Below are 21,621 nucleotides of genomic sequence, written 5' to 3'. Positions count from 1 at the left end.
TTAGAGGTTGTGCCGCTACTTTAGGGGATGTGGTTCCCGCAGACCTTGATAGGTTTGGCAATTTGTAAAGTTTGGTAACTGGTATCCCGTCTGGTCAGCGAGTTAACCAGGCGGGACACTGGTCACGACGAGCAGCTGTAGTGGGAAACCCCACCAAGATCGAACAACTCTGACGGCTTCAGCCGGTAGTATTGCGCCTCAACGGCATTCGATTGCTCGGCGTAGGGGTGAGTCAATACATCCTGCAGCGCTCTCAGTGGCTGATAATCACCCTCGGCTGCCCGCTGATAGGCAGGAACCACGAACCACTCGCGCATGGTGTATTTCGGGTTCACCAGTTTCATGTTTCGGGACAGTTCCTCGCGGAGCCGGGAACCGTTGCCAGCCCCCTCGATTCCAATTTGTGATTTCCACTTGGCAAGCCAGTCAGACCAGCGCTTGAGTAGCGCGTCCGAATCGGCCCCTCCGGCTTGATTCAGTGACCTGTAAAAGCTCTTTTCGATCGGCCCGATATCGTCGGGTATTGAGGAGAGCTCGCGAAAAAAGACCGTGTAATCCACAGGTGTTTGCGTCATCAGCAGCATCAACTCCCTGAAGAGTTCGACGTCAAACGCCTCAAGGCCCAGCTTGGCCGACCACATCTTTTCCATTTCCGCCTGGATCACCGCCGGGAAACCGCTATGAATCTCCTCGAGTTGAGCCAGTTCGTCCTCATGAGCGGTCAACAGAGGCCTCAGGGCCGAACAGAAACTCTTGAAGTTCCGTTCTGCTGCCGCGGGCTGGTTCAGGAAAGAGAAGTGTTGCCCGCCACCGGTCCATGGTTGGTAAAAGGGTTCAAACACTTCGCAGAAGCCGAAGGGGCCGTAATCCAGCGTAAAGCCGCCGGCGGCGCAGTTGTCACTGTTGAAATTGCCCTGGCAGTAACCAACCCGGATCCAGTTCGCAACCAGGGAGGCAAGGCGGCTGCGGAACTCCCGCGCGAGCATCACGAGTTTTGTGGGAGTATCGAATGACTGGTCAATAACGCCTTTGTACTCCCGATCAATCAGGTGCAGTACCAGCTGCTCGAGTTCTTCATGCGCACGGGGGTGCTCCTGCTTTCGGGCCCTGCGCCCGAAAAGTTCTAGCTGGCCCACCCGAATAAAGGACGGGGCCACACGCGTGGAGATGGCAACCGGCTCCGAAATGAGCTGGTCCGGATCCAGGGAATGGGAGCCCCGGGAATACCAGGGTCGCCGCACCCTTTCCGTTTTCGATACATACAGACTCAGAGACCGGGAGGTCGGCACCCCCAGTGCGTGCATGTGCTCCTGGGCGAGGAATTCACGAACGCTGGAGCGCAGAACGGCCCGGCCGTCGGCGCCTCGACAGTATGGAGTCCGTCCGCCGCCCTTGAGCTGCATTTCCCACCGTCGACCGTTGATAACCGCTTCCAGTAGCGAAATGGCACGGCCGTCACCATAGCCGTTGCCGGTCTGAAACGGACACTGCTGGGTGTATTCGGTGCCGTAGATGGAGAGCGCATAGCCACACGCCCAACCGACTTTGCTCATGGGCTCCGGCACGAGTGAGAGGTCGCCGGAGAACATCCGGACAAAGTCATCAGACCGGGCCAGGCTGTCTGCAAAACCCAATTCGCGGAACAAACTCTCGCTGTGGGCCACGTATTCGGGGGTCTCGATGGGCGTTGGCCTGACCGGAACGTAGTGCCCTGAAAAGACCTGCCTCGGCTTATAGTCAACGCCATCGGCAGTGGCATCCGGATCGCAGGCCAGGCTACTCATCAGCGAATAGTCTGCCATCGGTGCAAGCTCTTCGAGGCTGGTCACAACAAAGCTGGTTTTGCGCGACAATGGATCTTTCATCGCTGTCTGTTCTGCCTCAGGTAAATTGGTGCCGAAGTGCATTTCCGGAACACATAGGGGATAGCGTCTGTTGTGTCTGATTAACCGGAAGCCGAATTGCCTCTTAAGAAAAGATAAGATGGATCCATCGCCTTTAAAAGGTTTTAGTTTAGAAATTTGTTCGAGTGTGAGCGATAAAATAGCCACCAATCGATCCCGCGATTGCTCCGCACCAGTGGGACTCAATCAGAATCGGCTGCCCCAGCAATGCCTGCATCTGGGCGGAACCACCAAACCAGGCCTCGGAAGCAAGTTTAAAGGCAAGCACTACCAGGACGAGGCCGGAAACCACTGGCGACCGCGAAAAACCGATGACGGCACCGGCAGCCAGCAATCCGTGTAAAAGCCCGGACAGTCCCTCGAACCACAGGATATCCGGGTAACCAACCAGCAAACTGATGGACTGGCCCAACGCCACGAAAATTATCAGTATCAGCCAGTGGCGCCCCTGAAGAAACTCACCAAACAGATGCCAGACCAGAACCAGCCCCGCCAGGTTCAGGGCCAGATGGTAGCCACTTCGGTGAACCCAGTGGCCGGTCAACAACCGCCACCCTTCCCCGCCCAGAACAGACGGCCGGTGATACATCAGGGCGTCAGCAACCCCGGCGCCCGACAGGAAAACGGCCACCATCATCAGCCCTGCGCCCAACGGAAAGGCGCAGGAAAACAGGCGGGCCCGGCGCTGCATTATGAGGCTGTAAGGGAACTCAGCGCCCGCCAAAATGATAACTTATCCCAACGGCGGCCAGATCTGTGTCGTCGCGTTCTACCCGGTAGCGGTCAATCGACACGCGGGCAGACCAGGATTCATGAAGCCGGTATTCCAGGCCCAGGCCGAAAACCGCGTCATTACCCATGTTAACGTCCGAGCCACCACCCTCGAAATTCAGGCTTGTACGCCAGCGCAGCATGCCCAACCGACCGGTCACATCCAGATCCTCGGTCAGTGGATAACGGCCAACAGCAGAAAACTCCAGGCCACGGCCTGTTCCGGGCCGGACGTCATCAAGATCAGCGGCGCTCAGGCCGGGGTCGGTGCCCGACAGACGGGCGCTAATCTCGCCAAGATCGACCAGCCCGCCTTCGAAGCCCAGATACCGGTTCCACTGGTAACCAATGAAAATCCGGCCAGCCACGCGATCACTGTCAGTCACCGTTGCCTGGCCAGTCACCCCCGCTTTATTCAGGCGGTCGTTGATATCTGCGCTGCTGATATCCGTCGAGGCCTGGCCCAGCTGGGCGCCCAGGGACCAGTTACCGCCGGTCTGCGCCTGCGCGGAACCGGCGGCCAGCAGCGCCAGCACTAGCAGCAACCGGCGCCGCCTGAACAGACTCAAGGCCGCCAGCACAATCAGCATGCCGCCCATGGAGCTCAGGCCGCCACCGCCACCGTTACTGACAAGCTTCTGGCCGTCACTGCCATTATTGACGGCCAACGTGCCCGGGTCACGGATCACCCCGTCGGCAACGCCATCCAGATCATTGGGGCCGCCGTCCTGGATCACCAGACGGACACAGTTATCACCCTCGGTGAGCCCGGCTGTCCAGCGGTCGGACCCGGGCCATGGGCAGTCGCCGGCAGACGAAGCAGAGAACAGCTGGTTGGCGTCGTCTTCAGCAAAGGTTTCCCAGTTCTGACGGATATACTTGCGCCACACGGCATCCGCCGGTATCGCCTCACCCCTTGGCAGGGGAATAACCACCGGCACCGACTGGCCGGCAAAATCCAGCCCGGACACTTCGAAGTCCACCAGGTAACCAAGGTGACGGAACAAAGTATCACGGGCGTTTCTGACAGGAACATCAGCCCCCTCATCGCGGATTTCATCAGTGCTGATTTCCAGGCCAAAATCGCCGGTTTCCCAGGAAGCCCGTTCAGACATCTGGCCAAGGGCCAGCCTGTAGCCAATGGGTGCTTCCAGGTAGACGGCCCCTTCGGTGCGATCAGTCTCGCTGCAATTGCGGTCTGGCTGGTCCCTGAAGTTACCGCTGCCCTCGGGACAGATCGGCCGCCGGTTACGGCTATCCTGCCCGTCGGTCAGGAATCCGTCGAAAGCATCAATGGCTTCAAGGTCGTCGTCGCCCACAAACCGCAGCCGCGTTGCGGCAGTCACCTGGCGCTGGGCACCTGAAGTTTCAGTAACCAGAACCCGCACCGTGCCCAGGTCTTCGGTTGTCATCCGGGCCGGGTCAATCTGCACGCTGGCGCCAGTTTCGTTCTGAACACCAAGCACAAGCGACGACTGGCTCCAGTCGAAACGGTGCGAAGCCGGGTCAAACGCTACACCGCTTGCAGGGCTGATTGCGGTGACGGTTACTACACCCTCGTTGCGGGAGGCAACCGGCAGGTCAGACAGATCGTCAACGCCCTGCTCAATGCCCAGACGCACGGGCAAGGGCAATTCGGCGGGCTGGCGCAGTACCAGGCGATGCTCGGCGGGGTTACCCAGCAGCGCATCGTCGGCGCCCTGGCCCTGCTGCAGCGCGATGGTTACCTCACCAACGCTGGCGGCCGGAGTAAGGCTAAGGGATAGAATGCTTTCCTGTTCGCCGCCGGCTTCAAACCGGAAGCTGCCAGAGGCATCCAGGTCGGAACTGCCCAGCAGATTGTGGTTTTGCACCTGGTAAGGCACGGTAACCGGGAACTGCGCCGGAATACCCTGCAGCGCAGCCCTCACCGTCACTTCCTCACCGGTTGCGGCGGGCTGCCGGGTGCTGGTGAAGGCAACCTGGGCGCGAATATCCAGTTGGGCAGTGAATGCCTGGCCATCGCTGTCTTCAAAGCTCAGCTCGTACAGGCCACCCCGCTGGGCGCGGAACACGTAACGGTTGTCGCGCAAGGTCAGTACATGGCGGTCGCCATCAGCGTCTTTCAGTACCACGCCCTGGCGGATTTCCTGCGCGAGATCTTCGGTTGCATTGCCGCGCTGAACCGTGCCGTTAATCGCCAGCGGCAGAACGCCACCCTCAATGGCAATCAGAATATCGTCGTCCGTGGCCAGAATATCGTTCTCCAGCGGCTCACCATTGGCACTCAGCAGTTGCCAGCTGAAAGGCTGGGTTGGTGACTCGCCGATGCCTGTGGAAACCTGCTGGATATCCGAGCTCTGGTCCACCACGCCGACCAGGTCATCATCACTGCTGCCGCCCGTAACGCCGCCATTAAAGGCAAGGTTGCGCAGATCCGAGGCTGACACATTGCCGCCAATGCCGCCGACTTCACCGCTACCGGCGACATTGCCATTCACGGCACCGTCGCTGATACCGGCATCGTCAATGCGACCGGCTATGCCGCCGATCTGAACGCCGCTACCCGTCACATCACCATTGACCAGAATATCCCTGGCGGTGCTGCGCTCCAGTGTGCCGGCTACGCCACCCACCTGGTCACCGCCATTCACATCGCCTTCGATGGTAATACCGGTCAGGTTGGCGTGTTCAACCGTGCCTGCCAGGCCACCCACGGCGCCGCTGCCACTGATGCTGCTGGTTGCGTCGATGGTGATATTACTTACGTTCGCGGGGTTTTCTTCCGTACCACGAATGCTGTTTGCCAGCAGCCCGGCGTTGTCGCCCGCCGACGGATTCTGGCTGCCCTGAATGATCAGGTTGGAAACCCGGGCGCCGGGGCCAATCTGATCAAACACCGGCTGGCCACCCAGCCCGGTCAGGATAACGGGGTTGCCGTCAATGCTGGTCACCGAGCCGGTGAACGGATCTTCATCGCTGCCAATAGGCTGCCAGCCGCTTCCGACTTCCAGGGTCGAATCTTCGCCACCATCCAGCACAAAGAAGCTTGTTTTATACCTGTCAAGATTGGGCAGGTCCGCGCCATCGGTGATAACAAACGGATCTTCTTCGGTACCGGAACCGGCAGAGGCCACACGCTCAAAGCTGACCTGGATCGAGCAGTCTTCCGTGATCTCAGCGGTGGTCAGAGTCTGCCCGGATACGGCCAGGCCACAGCCACTGGCCTGATCGAACAGATAGCCCCCGTCCACAGTGAACTGGAACTCCGCCGTGTCGCCCAGGCCCACACTTGCGCTTTCAGGGGAAACGCTGCCGCCTTCCAGTGCCGTAGCTGTGATATTCAGGATTATCTCCTCCCACTGGGCTGTCAGCGCAAGGCCATCCACGGGCATGGTGGCGGGCACCGCTGGATCCCAGCCGGCAAAGGTGAAGCCTTCGCGAGTCGGGTCTTCGGGTGCCGTGATGTCGGTGCCGAAGTCTTGAGTAATGTCGGCCACTTCAGTGCCACCGTCACTATCGAAGGTCAGGGCGTATTCGTTCACCGTCCACTGCGCCGTCAGCGCCAGACCATCCACCGGCATGGTCGCCGGCACCACCGGATCCCAGCCAGCAAAGGTAAAGCCTTCACGAGTCGGGTCTTCGGGTGCCGTGATGTCGGTGCCGAAGTCTTGAGTAATGTCGGCCACTTCAGTGCCACCGTCACTATCGAAGGTCAGGGCGTATTCGTTCACCGTCCACTGCGCCGTCAGCGCAAGGCCATCCACCGGCATGGTGGCGGGCACCGCCGGATCCCAGCCAGCAAAGGTAAAGCCTTCGCGGGTCGGGTCTTCGGGTGCCGTGATGTCGGTGCCGAAGTTCTGAGTAATGTCGGCCACTGTTGAGCCCCCGGCACTGTCAAAGGTCAGGGTGTACTCGTTCGCCGTCCACTGGGCATAAAGGTTGACCGTTGCGCCATCGGTAGCAGATAGATTGGTGACACTTTCGCCATCGGCGTAACTGGTACCAGACCCATCGGCAGCAGTGTTCCAACCGGCAAAGCTGTAGCCTTCCCGGGTAAAGCCGTTGCTGGTCAGTGCAGACGCAGTATCATATGTGTGACTGCTGTCAGCGGTCGTACCCGTGCCTTCATTGGCATCATAAGCAATGCTGTAGGTGTTGGCGGTCCATTGGGCAGTCAAATCAAGATCACCGGCAGGCATAGTGGCGGGTAGCTCTGGATCCCAATCGAGAAAGCTATAGCCTTCCCGAGTTGGGTTAGATGGTTCGGTGATGGCTGTGCCAGAATCCTGAGTGATGTCGTCCACCTGCGTGCCACCGGCACTGTCAAAACTCAGAGTGAAAGTGTCGGTAATACAGTTCACTGTCACATCAGTGATGTTGGCACCGGCAAGCGTGCCACTGCTATTGCTGATATTACAGGTCTGACTGGGCGAACCCGGCTGGGTCAGCACTGTGACGTCGTAACCACTGCCGTCGGCCAGCGCCGTGGCAAAGGTGAAACTGCCATTGGCGGCAATCGACAGATCGTCACCACCATCGTTCTGCAGTACCAGGCCACTGCCTTCAAGGCCTGTAACCGTGCCGCCAATACTAAAATCGCTGGTGACGCAACTCACAGAGACGTTGGTGACGTCGGAGCTCGAAATAGAACCACTTCCATTGGTCACATCGCAAACCTGATTGCTTGGCTGTTCATCAATAACAACGCTGTAACTACTGCCATCCGCCAGCGGTGTCGGGAAGCTAAAAGCACCATTGTTGGTTGAACTGAGCGTTTCCGCGCCCTGACGCAACACCACAGTTTGACCATCACTAAGTCCCGTCAGGGATCCACCAACGTCATAGTTAGTGGTCGGCTCGTCGATAGGATCTGTATTGGCGGGGTAGTTTGTGGTCTCCAAGCAGGTCGCAAGGCCGCTTTCCGGCGTGTAGGTAAACGACGAGCCCAAGCCGAACCCGCCGCTGTTTGCCACAAAGGTGCCAAAATCTCCGGGGTCGGATACATGCAGAAAGCCTGCCTGGCCCAGACCGTATATTTGACCGCTGGCATGAATGACGCGATCCGAGGTTCCATCGGGGTTGAACAGTTCAATCCCGTAGCGACAGTCCGGATCGCCACTGACCTCAAAAAACTTAATCCAGGCCCCATCGGCGATGGTATAGGCGCTGAAGTCGGCGTCATACGGAGCTTGAAAGCTGGAAACACTAAACGACTCCCCAGCCTGAGGAAGAGCCGGTGACCGCTGTACGTCAAACACCTGTGCCGGACCAAACCGCCCGACTGCAAGATCCGCCAATACCACCTCACTAGCCAGTACCAGCCCCATTAGTGCCATCACCACCTTGAGGGCCAGCCATTTGCCCCTTTCAGCCCGGCGAAGCTGTCTCTTGTCGGAATGATGCGCCTTCATAGCAAAACCTCTTGATGTTGCCGATGGGACCTTTGCTGTTTTTTTTGCCAGGGTCCGGGAGAGTCGGTTGTTATTAGCAGTGGGCGGGGCAAAAGCACGGGGCTACCCCCAGACTCAATCATAGCCCAATCGGGTCGGAAGGATACCTATAACACGTTGAATAATAGGCTTTTTTATTGCGATAACATGCATAACCTTGCATAACCTTGCATAACCTTGCAGATGCATCGATGCAGTCTTGATGGTGGTTGGGGTATTCAGGGTTTAAGACTCAGTATTCGAGAGAGACATTCAGGATGGCGTATCCGCAGGCACGGAAATGGTGAACCGGGATCCGCCTTCCGGGGCGGCTTCATACCACACGGCGCCGCCATGGCCCTCAACCACCTGTTTTACCAGGTGCAGCCCCAGGCCAATGCCGGATGCGCCGGGCAGGGCCCGGGCATTGGGTGCACGGAAAAACCGCTCAAACAGCCGGCCTGCGGCATCCGCTGGTACGCCGATTCCGCCGTCCTGCACCCGTATCCGCAGGCTTGCCGAATCCCATTCAAAGGCAAGCTGGATAAGACCTCCTGCCGGCGAGTATTTCACCGCGTTGTCCAGCAGGTTCAGTAGTGCCAGTACCAGCCAGTAGGGGTCCGCTGACACCGGCCTGTCGTCTTCCGGCAACAGGATCTGTAACCGCTGTTTGTCACTGGTCAGGGCCAGGCTTTTTACCTGCTCTGCCACCTCGGAGGGGCGAACGGGCTGAAATTCGAAACCCAGCCCGTCACCGTTGATACGGTCTTCGGCCAGGGCATTGTCGATCAGGGTGTTCATTCGCGCCAGTGCCGAGGTTACCCGCTGGAATCGGGGTACAAGCTCGGGCTGAACGGATTGCACCCTTAACCGGATATTGGTCAACGCGGATTCAAAGATGGCCAGGGGCGTGCGCAGCTCGTGGGCCATCATGCCCAGGAATTCCCGTTCTGTCTGGCTGCGCTCCCGCTCTGCCCGCAGCAGCGCCTGTTCCGTGCGAACCTTCAACAATACAGTCAACGCTGTGAACAGCACCTGGAACAACGAGGCAAGGGCCCAAAGATGGGACGTCCAGAAGTTAAACGGCAAATAGCCCAGGTTTCTCAGCACCTGCAGCGCAATTGCGAGGAAAGCCGGGCCGAATAGTAGCAGCATCAGGCTCGCTTCCAGGGGCTTTTTGCGCAGCATTAGCAGGCACAGGGTCAACAGGCCCGCCAAAACAAACAAAATGATGGCCATCAGGTGAGGGGCAATCATCGCGTAATACCCTGCTGCCGCCACCACCGCACCCGCAGTGGTAAGCCCTACACAGGTCACCAGCAGGCCCCAGAGCCAGGGGTGATCATGTCTTGGACGCAGATAGCTGAGTACTGTCGCTATAAGAGTTGCGCCACTGGCATAGCCGGTCACACCCACCACAGAGTCCGAAAGCCATGGCGATGCGGGGTACAATAGCCATTGGTCATAACCGTTCAGTGAAAAATGCAGGCTGCCATAGGCCAAAAGGTAAAATGACACACTCATGAAAAAGCCCCCGCGTAACCAGAACCAGCTCAGCAGGGAAATCATCAAGGCAAGTAAAGTCAGACCGAACAACAATCCGTAAAGCAGATTCTGCTGATCGGCATAGTCCAGAAAGGCAATGGGGTGCCAAAGGTTAATGCTGGCAGTTACGGTGCTGGTGGACCGTAACCGCATCAATAGCTGTTGGGGCTCTCTGGTCAGAGTCACCGGGAAAAGAAAGTGGCGGGAGGCCATCGGCCGTTTCAGAAGCGGTACGTGATCTCCCGACTCCAGGCGGGTCAGGCCGCCATCCGGGTCCTGCAGGTACAGCTCCACCTCGTCCAGGAATGTGGGCGCCACTTGCAGCCACCAGCTAGCGGGCTGAGCCCCCGTTTGCGAGATCTGCCAGCGCAGCCAGATCTCATCCCGGGTGAATCCGAACGACAGAGGCACATTCAGCTTTTCGAAAGCCGCCGCCCCGGGCAAGGGTGACGCTGCCGGGAACTCATCTATACTTGTTTCAGGCCCGACATGCCTGTACACACTTGCGTAAGGGCCCAGATCGACCGGCCCACTCTGGCCAGGCGAAATCACCAGTCCATCTCCGCGGGACAGCTCCTGGGCGCCGTGGCATATTGAAACCACCAACATTGTCAGAAATAGGCAAAACAGACGGCTAACAGAAATGACTCCCGCAAACATACTGATAACGGAAGACTCGGTCGACCTTTGCATCGAGATGGTGGATTTTTTCAATTTTTACGGTTTTAACGCTGAAGGTGCCAACAATGTAGCCGAGATGCGGGAAAAGTTACAGACAAGCAACTGGCATGTACTGATCCTTGACCTGAACCTGCCGGATGGCGATGGTGTTGCGGTGGCCAGGCAGTTGCGACAGACCCTCGGGCTGAATCTGGGCATTATTATGGTGACCGCCCGGGGGCAGCTGGAAGACCGTATCGCCGGGCTGACCGTTGGCGCCGATGCCTACATGGTCAAACCGGTTAACCTGCCAGAACTGAAAGCGCAAACGGATCAGCTCGTAGCCAGGCTGCAGGCGGCAGACTTCCGGGATTCAACTCCACGCTGGCACCTTGACACCACCACTCTCACGCTTCATGCCCCGGGTGGCGGAACGGTGGGGGTCACAAGCACCGAGGCAAAACTTCTCGAGCTATTGATGCAAACCCCGCACACCCCGGTAACGCGGGAACAGCTCTGCCAGGCCCTGCCCCCCAGCGGCCAGGCAAACGACACCCGCCGTCTGGACTCGGTGCTCAGCCGGTTGCGCAGCAATATCGCCAGAGAAACCGGGGAAGCCCTGCCGGTACATACCTTCAGGAACCGTGGTTACGCTTTTGCCGGTTGACGCCACCCGAAATCCGTGCAAATCCCCTATAAGAAGGGTTCGATCTACACTGCAGGGCCCCCAAACAATGCACTCAGAATGAACGGGCAACGATTTCCTTCATGATTTCATTGGTGCCAGCGTAGATGCGCTGCACCCGTGAGTCTGCCCAGGCCCGCGCAATCGGGTACTCCCACATGTAACCATAGCCTCCGTGAAGCTGAACGCACTCATCCATCACTTTGCACTGAAGGTCTGTCGTGAGCTGCTTCAACATCGCCGCGGTGGGGATGTCCAATTTTTTGTCCAGATGCAGTTCCAGGCACCGGTCGGTGAACACCCGGGCTGCGGTGATCTCCGCTTTCATTTCCGCCATCTTGAAGCGGGTATTCTGGAAAGCAATCACCGGCTTGCCGAAGGCATTGCGCTCCTTGACGTAATCCAGGGTCCATTGCCAGGCCGCCTCGGCAGCGGCAACAGCGCCCAGAGCTACTTGAAGACGCTCCGCTGCCAGTTCCTGCATCAGTTGGAAAAAGCCCTGGCCCTCACCCGGGCCAATCAGGTTCTTCTCTGGTACTTTCACATCCTGGAAGAACAGCTCGGAAGTGTCCTGGGCCTTCATGCCCACCTTGTTCAGGTTCTGACCTTTCTCGAAACCCTCCCAGGCGGTTTCCACCATGAACAGACTGATGCCCTTGGCGCCTTCCTTGGGGTCGGTTTTGGCGACAACAATGACCACATCGGCAAGCTGGCCGTTGGTAATAAAGGTTTTTGAACCGTTCAGAACATAATGGTCGCCGTTCTTGACCGCCGTGGTTTTCACACCCTGCAGATCCGAACCGGCGCCCGGCTCGGTCATGGCGATAGCCCCGATCATCTCACCGCTGGCCAGCTTCGGTAAATAGTGGTTTTTGAGCTCATCGGAGCCGTAGTTCAGCACGTAGGGCGCAACAATGTCGGAGTGCAGGCCCCAGCCTATCCCGGTCAGGCCGGCCCTGGCCACCTCTTCAATCAACACCGCACTGTATCGGAAATCCGCGCCTACGCCGCCAAACTCTTCAGGCAGGCAAGGGCAAAGGAAGCCCAGTTCACCGGCCTTCTGCCAGAGTTTGCGGCTGACCTGGCCGTCCTTCTCCCACTGATCATGGTAAGGCACGGCTTCCTGCTCCAGAAACTTGCGGACGGAATCGCGGAAGCCTTCAAGGTCGGCGTCGAAGAGAGTACGTGGAATCATGGTGAACCTCGGTGAATAACCTGTGTTGTGATTGTCGTTCACCAAGTCTCTGCCCGGAGGCCCATTTGCTCAATGATGAAAAGCATCAATCGGGCTGGCCAAAACCATCGTCCCGGGCAGCCTCAGCCCTTACGCCTGTCCTCGGCACGAGCTTCGCCCCAGCGGGGCATCAGGTCCTGGGGCAGGTTCAGATGATCGAGGATACGGGCAACAATAAAATCCACCAGATCCTCGAGCGACTGCGGTTTGTGGTAGAAACCGGGGCTCGCGGGCATGATGACGGCACCCATGCGGGTCAGTTTCAGCATGTTCTCCAGATGCACCTCTGAGAAAGGCGCCTCCCGGGGTACAAGAATGAGCGGGCGCCGTTCCTTCAGGGCCACATCACCGGCCCGCTCGATCAGGTTGTTACTGGCCCCGGTCGCCAGGGCCGAGAGCGTTCCGGTGCTGCAGGGGCAAACCACCAGCGGTGCTTTCTCTCCGGAGCCGGAAGCCGGCGGCGCAAACCAGTCTTCCCGGCCAAACACCAGAACCTGGCCCGGTTCCGCCCCGGCATAGGCAGACAGTGTTTCCTGCATTGCCGGCGGGGTTCCCGGTAGCTTGAGGTCGGTTTCCGTGGCAATCACCACCTGCGCGGCCCGGCTGACCATCACATTCACCCGGCAGCCTGCTGACACCAGGCACTGCAGCAGACGCAGGCCATACTGGGCACCCGAGGCGCCAGTGAAGGCCAGGTTCACGGTTGATGGCCGGTTCTGGTCGTTGGTCATGAATGTCGCCACTTGTCAGTCAGAGGAAGTCGCCGGTCTTGCCGGATCAGCCACGAATACGCTCAAGCTCGGCAATAAGTTTACCGTGAATACCACCGAAGCCGCCGTTGCTCATGATCACAATGTGGCAGGGACTGGGAAGATCTTCCAGGGTCCGTGCCAGCAAGTCCTCCACCGTGGCCTCCACCCGATGCCTTTCGGAACCGGCATTCAGGTCCTGCCAACCGGCAATCAGTTCCGGCAACCAGTCCATGTCATTCAGGTTGGCCCACAGAACCCGGTCTGCGGTTTCCGCGCTAGGCAGCAGTGTTTGCTGGTGGACGCCCTGCTTCATGGTGTTTGAGCGCGGTTCAATCAGCGCCAGGATGGGCTCCTCTCCCACCTGGTTCCGCAAGCCCTCAAGGGTGGTGGCAATGGCGGTCGGGTGGTGGGCAAAGTCGTCGTAGACACGCACGCCATCTATATCCGCCAGCAACTCCATCCGCCGTTTGACACCGGAGAACCGGCACAGGGCCGCCACCGCATGATCCGGGGTAACCCCGACATGACGGGCAGCGGCGATGGCAGACAGCGCATTGCGGACATTATGAAGACCGGTCTGGTCCCATTTCAGCGTCGCTACCGGCTGCTCGTGGTGAATCACCAGAAACCGGCTGCCATCCTCGGACAGCAATTCGGCCCGCCAGTCCGACATGCGCGGAGTCTCGCTGCCGATGGCGGTGTCCTGCACCGGGCTCCAGCAGCCCATCTCCAGGGCATTGTCCAAATGTCCGTCCACCGCGGGCCGGATGATCAACCCCTGGGAGGGGACGGTTCGCACCAGGTGATGGAACTGTCGCTCTATGGCTTCGACATTGTCGAAGATATCCGCGTGGTCAAATTCCAGATTGTTGAGGATCAGGGTATGGGGACGGTAGTGGACAAACTTGGAGCGCTTGTCGAAGAAAGCGCTGTCGTACTCGTCGGCCTCAATCACAAAAAAGTCGCTGTTGCCCAGACGCGCTGACACGGGAAAATCCCGGGGAACGCCGCCAACCAGGTATCCCGGTTCAAACCCGGCCTGATCCAGTATCCAGAGCAGCATGGAGGTGGTTGTAGTCTTGCCATGGGTGCCAGCTACCGCCATCACCCAGCGGTGCCTGAGCACCTCACGGCTCAGCCACTCCGGCCCGGACATGTAATCGATATTGCGGTTGAGCACCGCCTCCACTTCCGGGTTGCCACGGGACATGGCATTACCAATCAGCACAAGATCCGGTTTCGGCTCCAGGTGATCCGCACTATACCCTTCCATCAGGCTGATACCCTGGGCCTCCAGCTGGGTGCTCATGGGCGGATAAACGCCCTGGTCCGAGCCGGTCACGGTGTGGCCCAGTTCCCGGGCCAGAACGGCAAGGCTGCCCATGAAGGTGCCACAGATTCCGAGGATATGAATGTGCATTCGGCGACTGCCCTCTATATTGAAACCCGACAAGCCTCCCGTATCCGCCCCACCCCGTCAAGAGCCACGCTATCCGCAATCCTGCTCATGAAAATTGCCGGCGATTGGCGTATCATCTGCGCCATTGTCGAACCAGCAGGAGGCTCCAGCCCGAGATGGCCATCAAGAACGCATTCTACGCTCAATCCGGCGGTGTCACCGCCGTCATCAATGCCAGTGCCTGTGGCGTCATTCAGACGGCCCGCAAGCATCCGGACAAAATCGGCAAGGTGTTTGCCGGACGCAACGGCATTATCGGGGCGTTGAAGGAAGAGCTGATTGATACCAGCCTCGAGAGCGACGATGCCATCCAGGCATTGATTCACACCCCGGGGGGCGCTTTTGGCTCCTGTCGCCACAAGCTCAAGAACATCTCCGAGAACCGTCGCGAATACGAGCGGTTGATTGAGGTGTTCCGGGCCCACGACATCGGCTACTTCTTCTACAACGGCGGCGGCGATTCCCAGGACACCGCCTACAAGGTTTCCCAGATCGCCGACAAGATGGGCTACCCCATTACCTGCATTGGCGTGCCCAAGACCGTCGACAACGACCTGCCGTTCACCGACTGCTGCCCCGGCTTTGGCTCCGTTGCCAAATACATCGCCACGTCCACCCTGGAAGCCAGCCTCGACATCAAGTCCATGTGTGAGACGTCCACCAAGGTATTCATTCTGGAAGTCATGGGCCGCCACGCCGGCTGGATTGCCGCATCCGGCGGCCTGGCCGGACAGGGCGAGGGCGAACCGCCCCACATTATCCTGTTCCCGGAAATTCCTTTTAATCGCGAAGCCTTCCTGGCGCGCGTTGATCATTGTGTGAAGGAATACGGCTACTGTGTTGTCGTGGCGTCCGAGGGAGCCCAATACGAAGACGGTCGCTTCCTGGCGGACGCCGGTGCCAAGGACGCGTTTGGCCACACCCAGCTTGGTGGCGTTGCCCCGGCCCTGGCCAACATGGTCAAGCAGGCCCTGGGCCACAAGTACCACTGGGCCGTAGCGGATTACCTCCAGCGCAGCGCCCGCCACATTGCCTCCGCCACTGATGTGGAACAGGCCTATGCCGTTGGCAAGGCCGCGGTGGAAATGGCCCTGGAAGGCAAGCAGGCACTCATGCCCACCATCGTCCGGGAACAGGGGAAGCCTTACCGCTGGAAGATTGGCGAAGCACCGCTCAGCGAAGTGGCGAATCAGGAAAAGAAGATGCCGATTCACTACATCACAGACGACGGCTTTGGCATCACTCAGGATTGCCGGGACTACCTGGAGCCGCTGATTGCGGGTGAGAGCTTCCCGCCGTTCGATAATGGCTTGCCACGGGTCGCCAAACTCCAGAACACCTTGACCGAGAAGAAACTGAAAACCGATTTCCAGCTGTAATTCGCCGGATAAATCGAGAAGCATCAAAAAAGCCTGACAGAGACACTCTGCCAGGCTTTTTTCGTTCTGCGGAACAGTGACAGGCGTTAGCGGGCCAGTTCAGCTTCGTGGTCGCGCACGTAGGCATAGAACTGATCGAACCCTCCCACATACTGAGCGCCCACCAGGATCTGCGGCACGGTATACACTGGCCGGCCAATCCTGTCGGCGATATCCTGCTTGCTCATACCCTTCTCGATCATATCGACCCAGACATAGGGAATGTTTCTGGCCTCACACAGGTGCTTCGCCTGTACACAGAATCCACAACTTGAGCGGCCGTAAATCGTGACCTGCTCCATAAACACCTCCCCAAGGTCTCTGGCGGTAAGTTCCGGGATTAAATTCGCATGAACGAATCATGACACGGCACCCGGTAATTGAAAATTGATGCTTTGAATCGACGCCATAGTAGCCGGCCATCAGGTTCTCAGTCGACTGAGCTCCCGCTCCAGGACCTGCACCTCATTGTCCAGTGCCTGGCCACTGCCCTTGACTCGCCCGGCGAGTTCCCTGAGATCGTTGGCGGCATCGCCAATGTGGGTCAGGTTGCGGTTGATCTCTTCGCTCACCGAGCTCTGTTCTTCTGCCGCAGTTGCCACCTGGGTGACGTGTTCCACAATCGTTCCAATCCGGTCAACAACGGTGGCCAGCGAATGCGCCGCTTCCTGAGTGCCGTCAACAGCCGAGGTGGCCCGGTCCACGCCACTCTGGATAACCGAGACGGCTCCATTCACATCCTGCTTGAGGCCATCGATCATGGTGCTGATTTCATCGGTGGATTCCCGGGTCCTGGAGGCCAGGGTCCGCACTTCATCGGCAACCACCGCAAACCCGCGCCCCTGTTCGCCAGCCCTGGCCGCTTCGATAGCAGCGTTGAGCGCCAGCAGGTTGGTCTGTTCGGCGATGCCACGGATGACATCAAGAATCCGGTTGATATCTTCACTGCGGTTGGCCACCTGTCCGATCGCCGTACTCGCCTGCCCCATGTCATTGGCCACGGCACTCACACCATTCACTGCAGAGGACAGCGTATCCTGAGTGAACCGGATACCGTCCTGAGCCATACGGGCATTCTCCGCCGCCTCGCCGGCGAATCCGGCTACTTCCCCTGCGGCGGCAGACATTTCATTCATGGCGGTCACGACACTGTCGATATCCTGATGCTGCCTGCCCGTCTGCTCATCGGTCTCTACCGCGATACTGCCGACATCCCTGGCCTGTTCGCGGACTTTGGCATTCACGCCCTTCAGGTCATTGATCATCTCTCTCAGCCGGGCCAGGAAGGCGTTAAAGCCTCCCGCCAGCTCGATCAGTTCTGCATGGGTGTCGATTTCCAGCTCACGGGTAAGGTCCCCCTCGGCGCTGGCCAGGTTCTTCATTCGGTCCCGGATCTCGTCCAGCGGGCGGGTAACCGAGCGCACCAGAAGCACCAGGGCCACAATGGCGAGGATTACGACCACGATCCCGACAAGGGTCTGGCGGGTGGCCGTCGCGGTGACTTCCTCCGACAACAGACCGGTAATTTCCGACACGCTCGCAAGCGCTGTGTCCCGCGGCAACTCAATCAGCAGTGACCATTGGGCGTTCGGCAACCGGATCTCGACGGGGTATGCCACAGCCAGCGTTTCTCCGTCGTCATAGGTGCCACCATCCTGGTGCAGGGCCGTAAAGGTATCTCCATGCCCGGGAACCGCCTCCTGCAGGGGACGTCCAAGATAATCCTCGTAGTGGCTGGAGGCCGCAATAAGACCCTGCTGGCTGACCAGGGTAACGCGGGACAGGCCATCGAACAGCTCCTGGCTGACTCCCGCAATGGTTCTCTGAAGTGTCGAGAGATTGATGTCGACACCAACGACACCGGCGAATGCGCCATTATCCAGGATCGGTACCACCAGGCTGGTCATCAATTCGGAATAACCTTCGCTGATTTCGTACTCATAGGGTTCCATGATGCAGGGCGCTTTGCTGTCCCGTGAACACAGGTACCACTCGGCTTCCCGGATCCCGAATTCATTCAAATTGTCCAGGTACTTGGTCGACGGGTCTTCGGTGCGACTGAACTCGACGTTACCGTCCGGATCCCGGTAGTAATAAATCTCCAGGGTACCTTCGTCGCTGCTGTGCTCCTCAACACCCCCGGTAAAGTAACGGTCCTGGCCATCGTAGCCATCGGGCTCGAACTGTGCGTAAATCGAACTCAGGCTTTTTTGTTCCTCCAGGACAGCGCCAACGGTCTCCTGCAGGTCCGTCCGGCTGATACGCCCTGAACTGTCAGCCTGAATGTTACGGATAACGACGTTTCGAACCACTTCCGGGGTCCGGAATGCGGTCGCAAACTGACCACTGACCAGCTCACCGTATTTACCGGCGGTTGCGCTGAGCTGATCCATCACAATACCCTGCACCGTATCCCGGGTTTCTTCGGTCAGCCTCTCCTCCATATCGCCAAGGGATAACTGAGCGGTTACCACGATGCTGATACCCATGATCAGGAGCAGGGACACAACGAGGGCATAGAGCTTGAAGCGGAGCGATAACTGTTTCATGGTAAGGCCGGACCTGCAGAGTGTTGGAGGTTCATTTCATTTTAAAGCACGGAGGGCCCGGTGGCCTACCTGACGCTATTTCTGACCGCGTTCGCTGCCGCCACGTTGCTGCCTGCCTACTCGGAAGTCCTGCTTGGCACCCTGATCACTCAGGGTTACTCCTGGTGGTGGCTCTGGTTCTGGGCAACGCTAGGGAACACCTTGGGCTCGGTCGTTAATGGAGTTATCGGCCGGCAGGTGGATCGCTTTAAGCATAAACGCTGGTTTCCCATCAGCGAAATGCAGCTTCACAAGGCGCGAAACCGCTTCAACCGTTATGGTCAATGGTCACTTCTGCTGGGCTGGCTACCCCTGGGCGGTGACGCACTCACCCTGGTGGGCGGCATCATGCGTGTGCCCTGGCTGAATTTCGTCATCCTCGTGGGTATCGGAAAGGGGGCCCGTTATGCCTTCGTGCTCTGGCTTGTCGCGGAGGCATCGGGTGCATCGTCACCCTCGCCGTAAAGGTATTTCCGCAGTAGCGGTTCGCCATTGAATTCGGAATTCAGAACGGCAACAAATGTGTAGACCCCGATCAACTTGCGGTTGAGAAAAACAAACTCCTTCGGGGGAACGCGAAAATAACGACTGATAGCAGACCGGGCGGCCTGACGGGCGACCCGCGAGGGCAGTTCACTCTGTTTCCAGCGGTACTGGCCCTGGCTGTTAACCGCATAATCCGGCCAGGACTCCTTTTCCCTGGCGAGGGGCTCAAGCACCGACATGCATACCTGGCCAAACTTCTCCAGCACCTCATCGGGCCACTCCCTGCTCATGAAACGCAGTTTGACCCCTCCGTCAATCACCGCCTCAAGATCGTTCTCGTAAGAGGCTCTGATCATCTGGATAACCGGCTTGAGGAAGTCATCCGAGTAAGCCTGCACAGCGCCGAAATCAAGGAGGACAATTCGGTCGTATCCCGGATCTTCGCCCTCTTCGCCGGCAATCCGGATCCGATAGTTACCGAAATTGGGATCGGTCTGTATTTCGCCCCAAACGAAAAGCTCCCGGAAAAACAACTCGAGAGCTGCCTTGCCAAGGGCGCTCCGACGCTCCAGGGGAAGGTCCCTGACCGCCTGGGAGCTGACCGAATGCCCATGCTCATAGGTCGAGCAAATAACGTGTGCGGTGGAGAATTCGGGCAGCACCCTGGGCACAATGAACCTCGGGTCCGACGCCAGCATGGTGCGGAATTTTTCAGTGGTCTTCGCCTCCAGGCGATAATCCACTTCCCGGTGCATCATCTGCCGGACTTCTTCCAGCCAGTCATTGAATTCCGGGCCGAAACTGACCAATCTTGCCACCCGAAGCAGCTGCGCAACTGCATTCAGGTCACTGTCTACCGCATCGGCAACGCCGGGGTACTGTACCTTCAGTACCAGTTCCAGGCCGTCGCTTTTGCGCCAGGCCCGGTGCACCTGGCCCAGCGATGCTGCCCCGATGGGCTCGGGCTCCACATCCAGCCGGGCCAGACGGTCTGCGCCCAATTCGTCTTTCAGTACACGCTCAATGGCCGGCCATTCCAGTGAAGTGGTCTGGTCTTCCAGGGTATGCAGGGCTTCGGTGACTTCTTCCGGCAGAAAATGCTCGCCGTACAGGGCCATGACCTGACCGATCTTGACCACACTGCCCTTCAACTGGCCCAGTTCATCCACCAGGAACCGCGCCTGGCTCGACAGCATGGCACGGTGACGCTTTTCCCGGTTTTCCCGGCTGCTGAACCAGTTGGTTGCCATATGCGAAGCCATACGGGTACCGGCAAACAATCCGGCACGGGTCAGACTCAGCCTGCGCTCGAAACTGCCTGTCTTGATGCGGGAAACCGAATTTCCTGAACGTCTGGAAGACATAGTGACCTGTTCGGATCAGAGAATTTCACCGCGTTTGGCGGCTGACACCATTATACGGATAGTCAGGGGTGCTGACCTAACCGAGTCGACCGGTTCGCTGCGGCCACGGGGCCAATGTGCCGGCGCCGTTGCCGGTTTACATCTGAACGACCGGATCGTTTACGTTTCGACACAGTTTCTGGCAGGAAACCGGTCTACTATTCCTACATACGTAAGGTCCAACAACGACTATCACAACAACAAGATCTGAACATGCCGCAATCCGCAAGAAAAACGCCGGATACGGAACTGTCCCAGTTCCGGGTCAAGGGCGAGATTCCTGTCCCGATTCTGATCAACTGGCTGACTACCGTTGCCGTTCCCCTGCTGTTTTTCTTTGCCTGGCGTTCAAGCCTGCAGAACGATCCGATTACGCCGCCACTACTGATTGGCTTCGCTGTCCTTCTGGCGGTCAACTCTGTGACCTATCTGCTTTCCGGCAATAAAACCCTGCAACGGCGTGGCTTCATCACCTTGATCACCGCGCTGTTCACCTATCTGGCCATCCATGCGGTAGAGGACGGCTCTGCCATTATCTGGCTGTTCGCCTATCCGCCCATCATCTTTTATATCAGCGAATCCCGGGTTGGCGTGCTCGCCTGCTGCGGAGGATTTGTTGCCGTTATTTTCCTGTTCAGTCCGCTGGGAGATTTTCTCTTCGAGCCCCCCCACAGCACCAGTTTCCGAATAACCATGGTGGCGGTATTGGGCTTTGAAATGGTCACCTGCTACATCCTCGACCAGAGTCGCAGACGCAGCAAACTGGGCCTCCTGAAGTTGGCTGCGGAGTTCGAGTATGCGGCCAAGCATGATGCCCTGACCGGCCTTGCCAATCGGCGGGAAGCCCTTGAACAGCTCGACATCGAGTACCAGCGCTACCTCCGCAACGCCCGACCCTTTTCTGTGCTGCTGATGGATATTGACCTGTTCAAGAGTGTAAACGATAACTACGGGCATCACGTCGGGGACGAGCTGATCATCCTGGTAGCCAGAACACTGCGGGAACAGTGCCGCAAGGTCGACACCCTGGCACGCTGGGGCGGCGAGGAGTATCTGGTGCTATTGCCTGAAACCACCACCGAAGAGGCCATGTCGTCCGCCAATCGAATCCGGCAAGCATTCGCGGCTAAATCGGTGGTTACTGGGCAGGGACCGGTTCAGGCCACGATCAGTGTAGGTGTGGCATCCATCCATGGATCCGAATCCATCGATCGCCTGCTACAGCGGTCGGATGAGGCTCTGTATCAGGCCAAATCGGAAGGCCGCAACCGCGTATGCGGTTACAAAAATGAAGCTGCCGCCTGA

14 protein-coding genes are annotated in these 21,621 nt (G+C 58.5%); 4 read left to right on the top strand and 10 right to left on the bottom strand.

Annotated elements, in window-relative coordinates; all coding sequences use genetic code 11:
- Positions 1–122 precede the first annotated feature (122 nt).
- The 4 genes from ACESMK_RS16520 to ACESMK_RS16505 all read right to left on the bottom strand — a co-directional run bounded on the left by ACESMK_RS16520 (position 123) and on the right by ACESMK_RS16505 (position 10,183).
- Entirely contained in the window at positions 123–1,865 is a 1,743-nt protein-coding gene (locus tag ACESMK_RS16520) for a protein adenylyltransferase SelO (RefSeq protein ID WP_373001133.1), read from the bottom strand.
- A 148-nt stretch (positions 1,866–2,013) separates the two neighbouring features.
- Positions 2,014–2,595 (bottom strand): rhombosortase, encoded by a 582-nt coding sequence (rrtA, locus tag ACESMK_RS16515; RefSeq protein ID WP_373001131.1) that lies wholly within the window; start codon positions 2,593–2,595, stop codon positions 2,014–2,016.
- A 19-nt stretch (positions 2,596–2,614) separates the two neighbouring features.
- Positions 2,615–8,068, bottom strand: a complete 5,454-nt coding sequence (locus tag ACESMK_RS16510) for an InlB B-repeat-containing protein (protein WP_373001129.1) — start codon at positions 8,066–8,068, stop codon at positions 2,615–2,617.
- Positions 8,069–8,359: 291 nt separating this feature from the next.
- A complete protein-coding gene (locus ACESMK_RS16505) occupies positions 8,360–10,183 on the bottom strand; it encodes a 7TM-DISM domain-containing protein (protein WP_373001127.1) in 1,824 nt (607 codons plus the stop codon).
- Between the two features lie 91 nt (positions 10,184–10,274).
- On the opposite strand from ACESMK_RS16505, the gene ACESMK_RS16500 reads away from it, so the two are divergent.
- Positions 10,275–10,958: a response regulator transcription factor gene (locus ACESMK_RS16500; protein ID WP_373001125.1), complete on the top strand. Its 684-nt coding sequence runs from the start codon at positions 10,275–10,277 to the stop codon at positions 10,956–10,958.
- A gap of 73 nt (positions 10,959–11,031) precedes the next feature.
- Here the strand turns inward: ACESMK_RS16500 and ACESMK_RS16495 are convergent, their stop codons facing one another.
- The 3 genes from ACESMK_RS16495 to mpl form a co-directional block, all read right to left on the bottom strand.
- Complete coding sequence (locus ACESMK_RS16495) at positions 11,032–12,171, bottom strand: acyl-CoA dehydrogenase family protein (protein WP_373001123.1); 1,140 nt, start codon at positions 12,169–12,171, stop codon at positions 11,032–11,034.
- Positions 12,172–12,293: 122 nt separating this feature from the next.
- Entirely contained in the window at positions 12,294–12,941 is a 648-nt protein-coding gene (locus ACESMK_RS16490) for a flavin prenyltransferase UbiX (RefSeq protein ID WP_373001121.1), read from the bottom strand.
- Between the two features lie 46 nt (positions 12,942–12,987).
- The gene (gene mpl / locus ACESMK_RS16485) at positions 12,988–14,382 is read right to left on the bottom strand and encodes a UDP-N-acetylmuramate:L-alanyl-gamma-D-glutamyl-meso-diaminopimelate ligase (protein WP_373001119.1); all 1,395 of its coding nucleotides are present in this window, start codon (positions 14,380–14,382) and stop codon (positions 12,988–12,990) included.
- A 155-nt stretch (positions 14,383–14,537) separates the two neighbouring features.
- Between mpl and ACESMK_RS16480 the strand changes: the two genes are divergently transcribed.
- Positions 14,538–15,800: a 6-phosphofructokinase gene (locus ACESMK_RS16480; protein WP_373001117.1), complete on the top strand. Its 1,263-nt coding sequence runs from the start codon at positions 14,538–14,540 to the stop codon at positions 15,798–15,800.
- Between the two features lie 86 nt (positions 15,801–15,886).
- Here the strand turns inward: ACESMK_RS16480 and ACESMK_RS16475 are convergent, their stop codons facing one another.
- Positions 15,887–16,141 carry a GrxA family glutaredoxin gene (locus ACESMK_RS16475; protein WP_372988512.1) on the bottom strand — a complete coding sequence of 85 codons (255 nt, stop codon included), beginning with the start codon at positions 16,139–16,141 and terminating at the stop codon, positions 15,887–15,889.
- Positions 16,142–16,261: 120 nt separating this feature from the next.
- The gene (locus ACESMK_RS16470; RefSeq protein WP_373001115.1) at positions 16,262–18,388 is read right to left on the bottom strand and encodes a methyl-accepting chemotaxis protein; all 2,127 of its coding nucleotides are present in this window, start codon (positions 18,386–18,388) and stop codon (positions 16,262–16,264) included.
- A 60-nt stretch (positions 18,389–18,448) separates the two neighbouring features.
- Between ACESMK_RS16470 and ACESMK_RS16465 the strand changes: the two genes are divergently transcribed.
- Positions 18,449–18,892 carry a YqaA family protein gene (locus tag ACESMK_RS16465; protein ID WP_373001113.1) on the top strand — a complete coding sequence of 148 codons (444 nt, stop codon included), beginning with the start codon at positions 18,449–18,451 and terminating at the stop codon, positions 18,890–18,892.
- On the opposite strand, the gene ACESMK_RS16460 is transcribed toward ACESMK_RS16465, so the two are convergent.
- Positions 18,832–20,277 (bottom strand): ABC1 kinase family protein, encoded by a 1,446-nt coding sequence (locus ACESMK_RS16460; RefSeq protein ID WP_373001111.1) that lies wholly within the window; start codon positions 20,275–20,277, stop codon positions 18,832–18,834. The genes ACESMK_RS16465 and ACESMK_RS16460 overlap by 61 nt on opposite strands.
- 252 nt (positions 20,278–20,529) lie before the next feature.
- Here ACESMK_RS16460 and ACESMK_RS16455 point away from each other — a divergent pair, with 252 nt between their 5' ends.
- Complete coding sequence (locus ACESMK_RS16455; protein ID WP_373001109.1) at positions 20,530–21,621, top strand: GGDEF domain-containing protein; 1,092 nt, start codon at positions 20,530–20,532, stop codon at positions 21,619–21,621.

Origin of the sequence: Marinobacter sp., from assembly GCF_041687235.1 — a bacterium.
GTDB lineage: Bacteria > Pseudomonadota > Gammaproteobacteria > Pseudomonadales > Oleiphilaceae > Marinobacter.
This window is presented reverse-complemented; position numbering and strand designations above follow the sequence as displayed.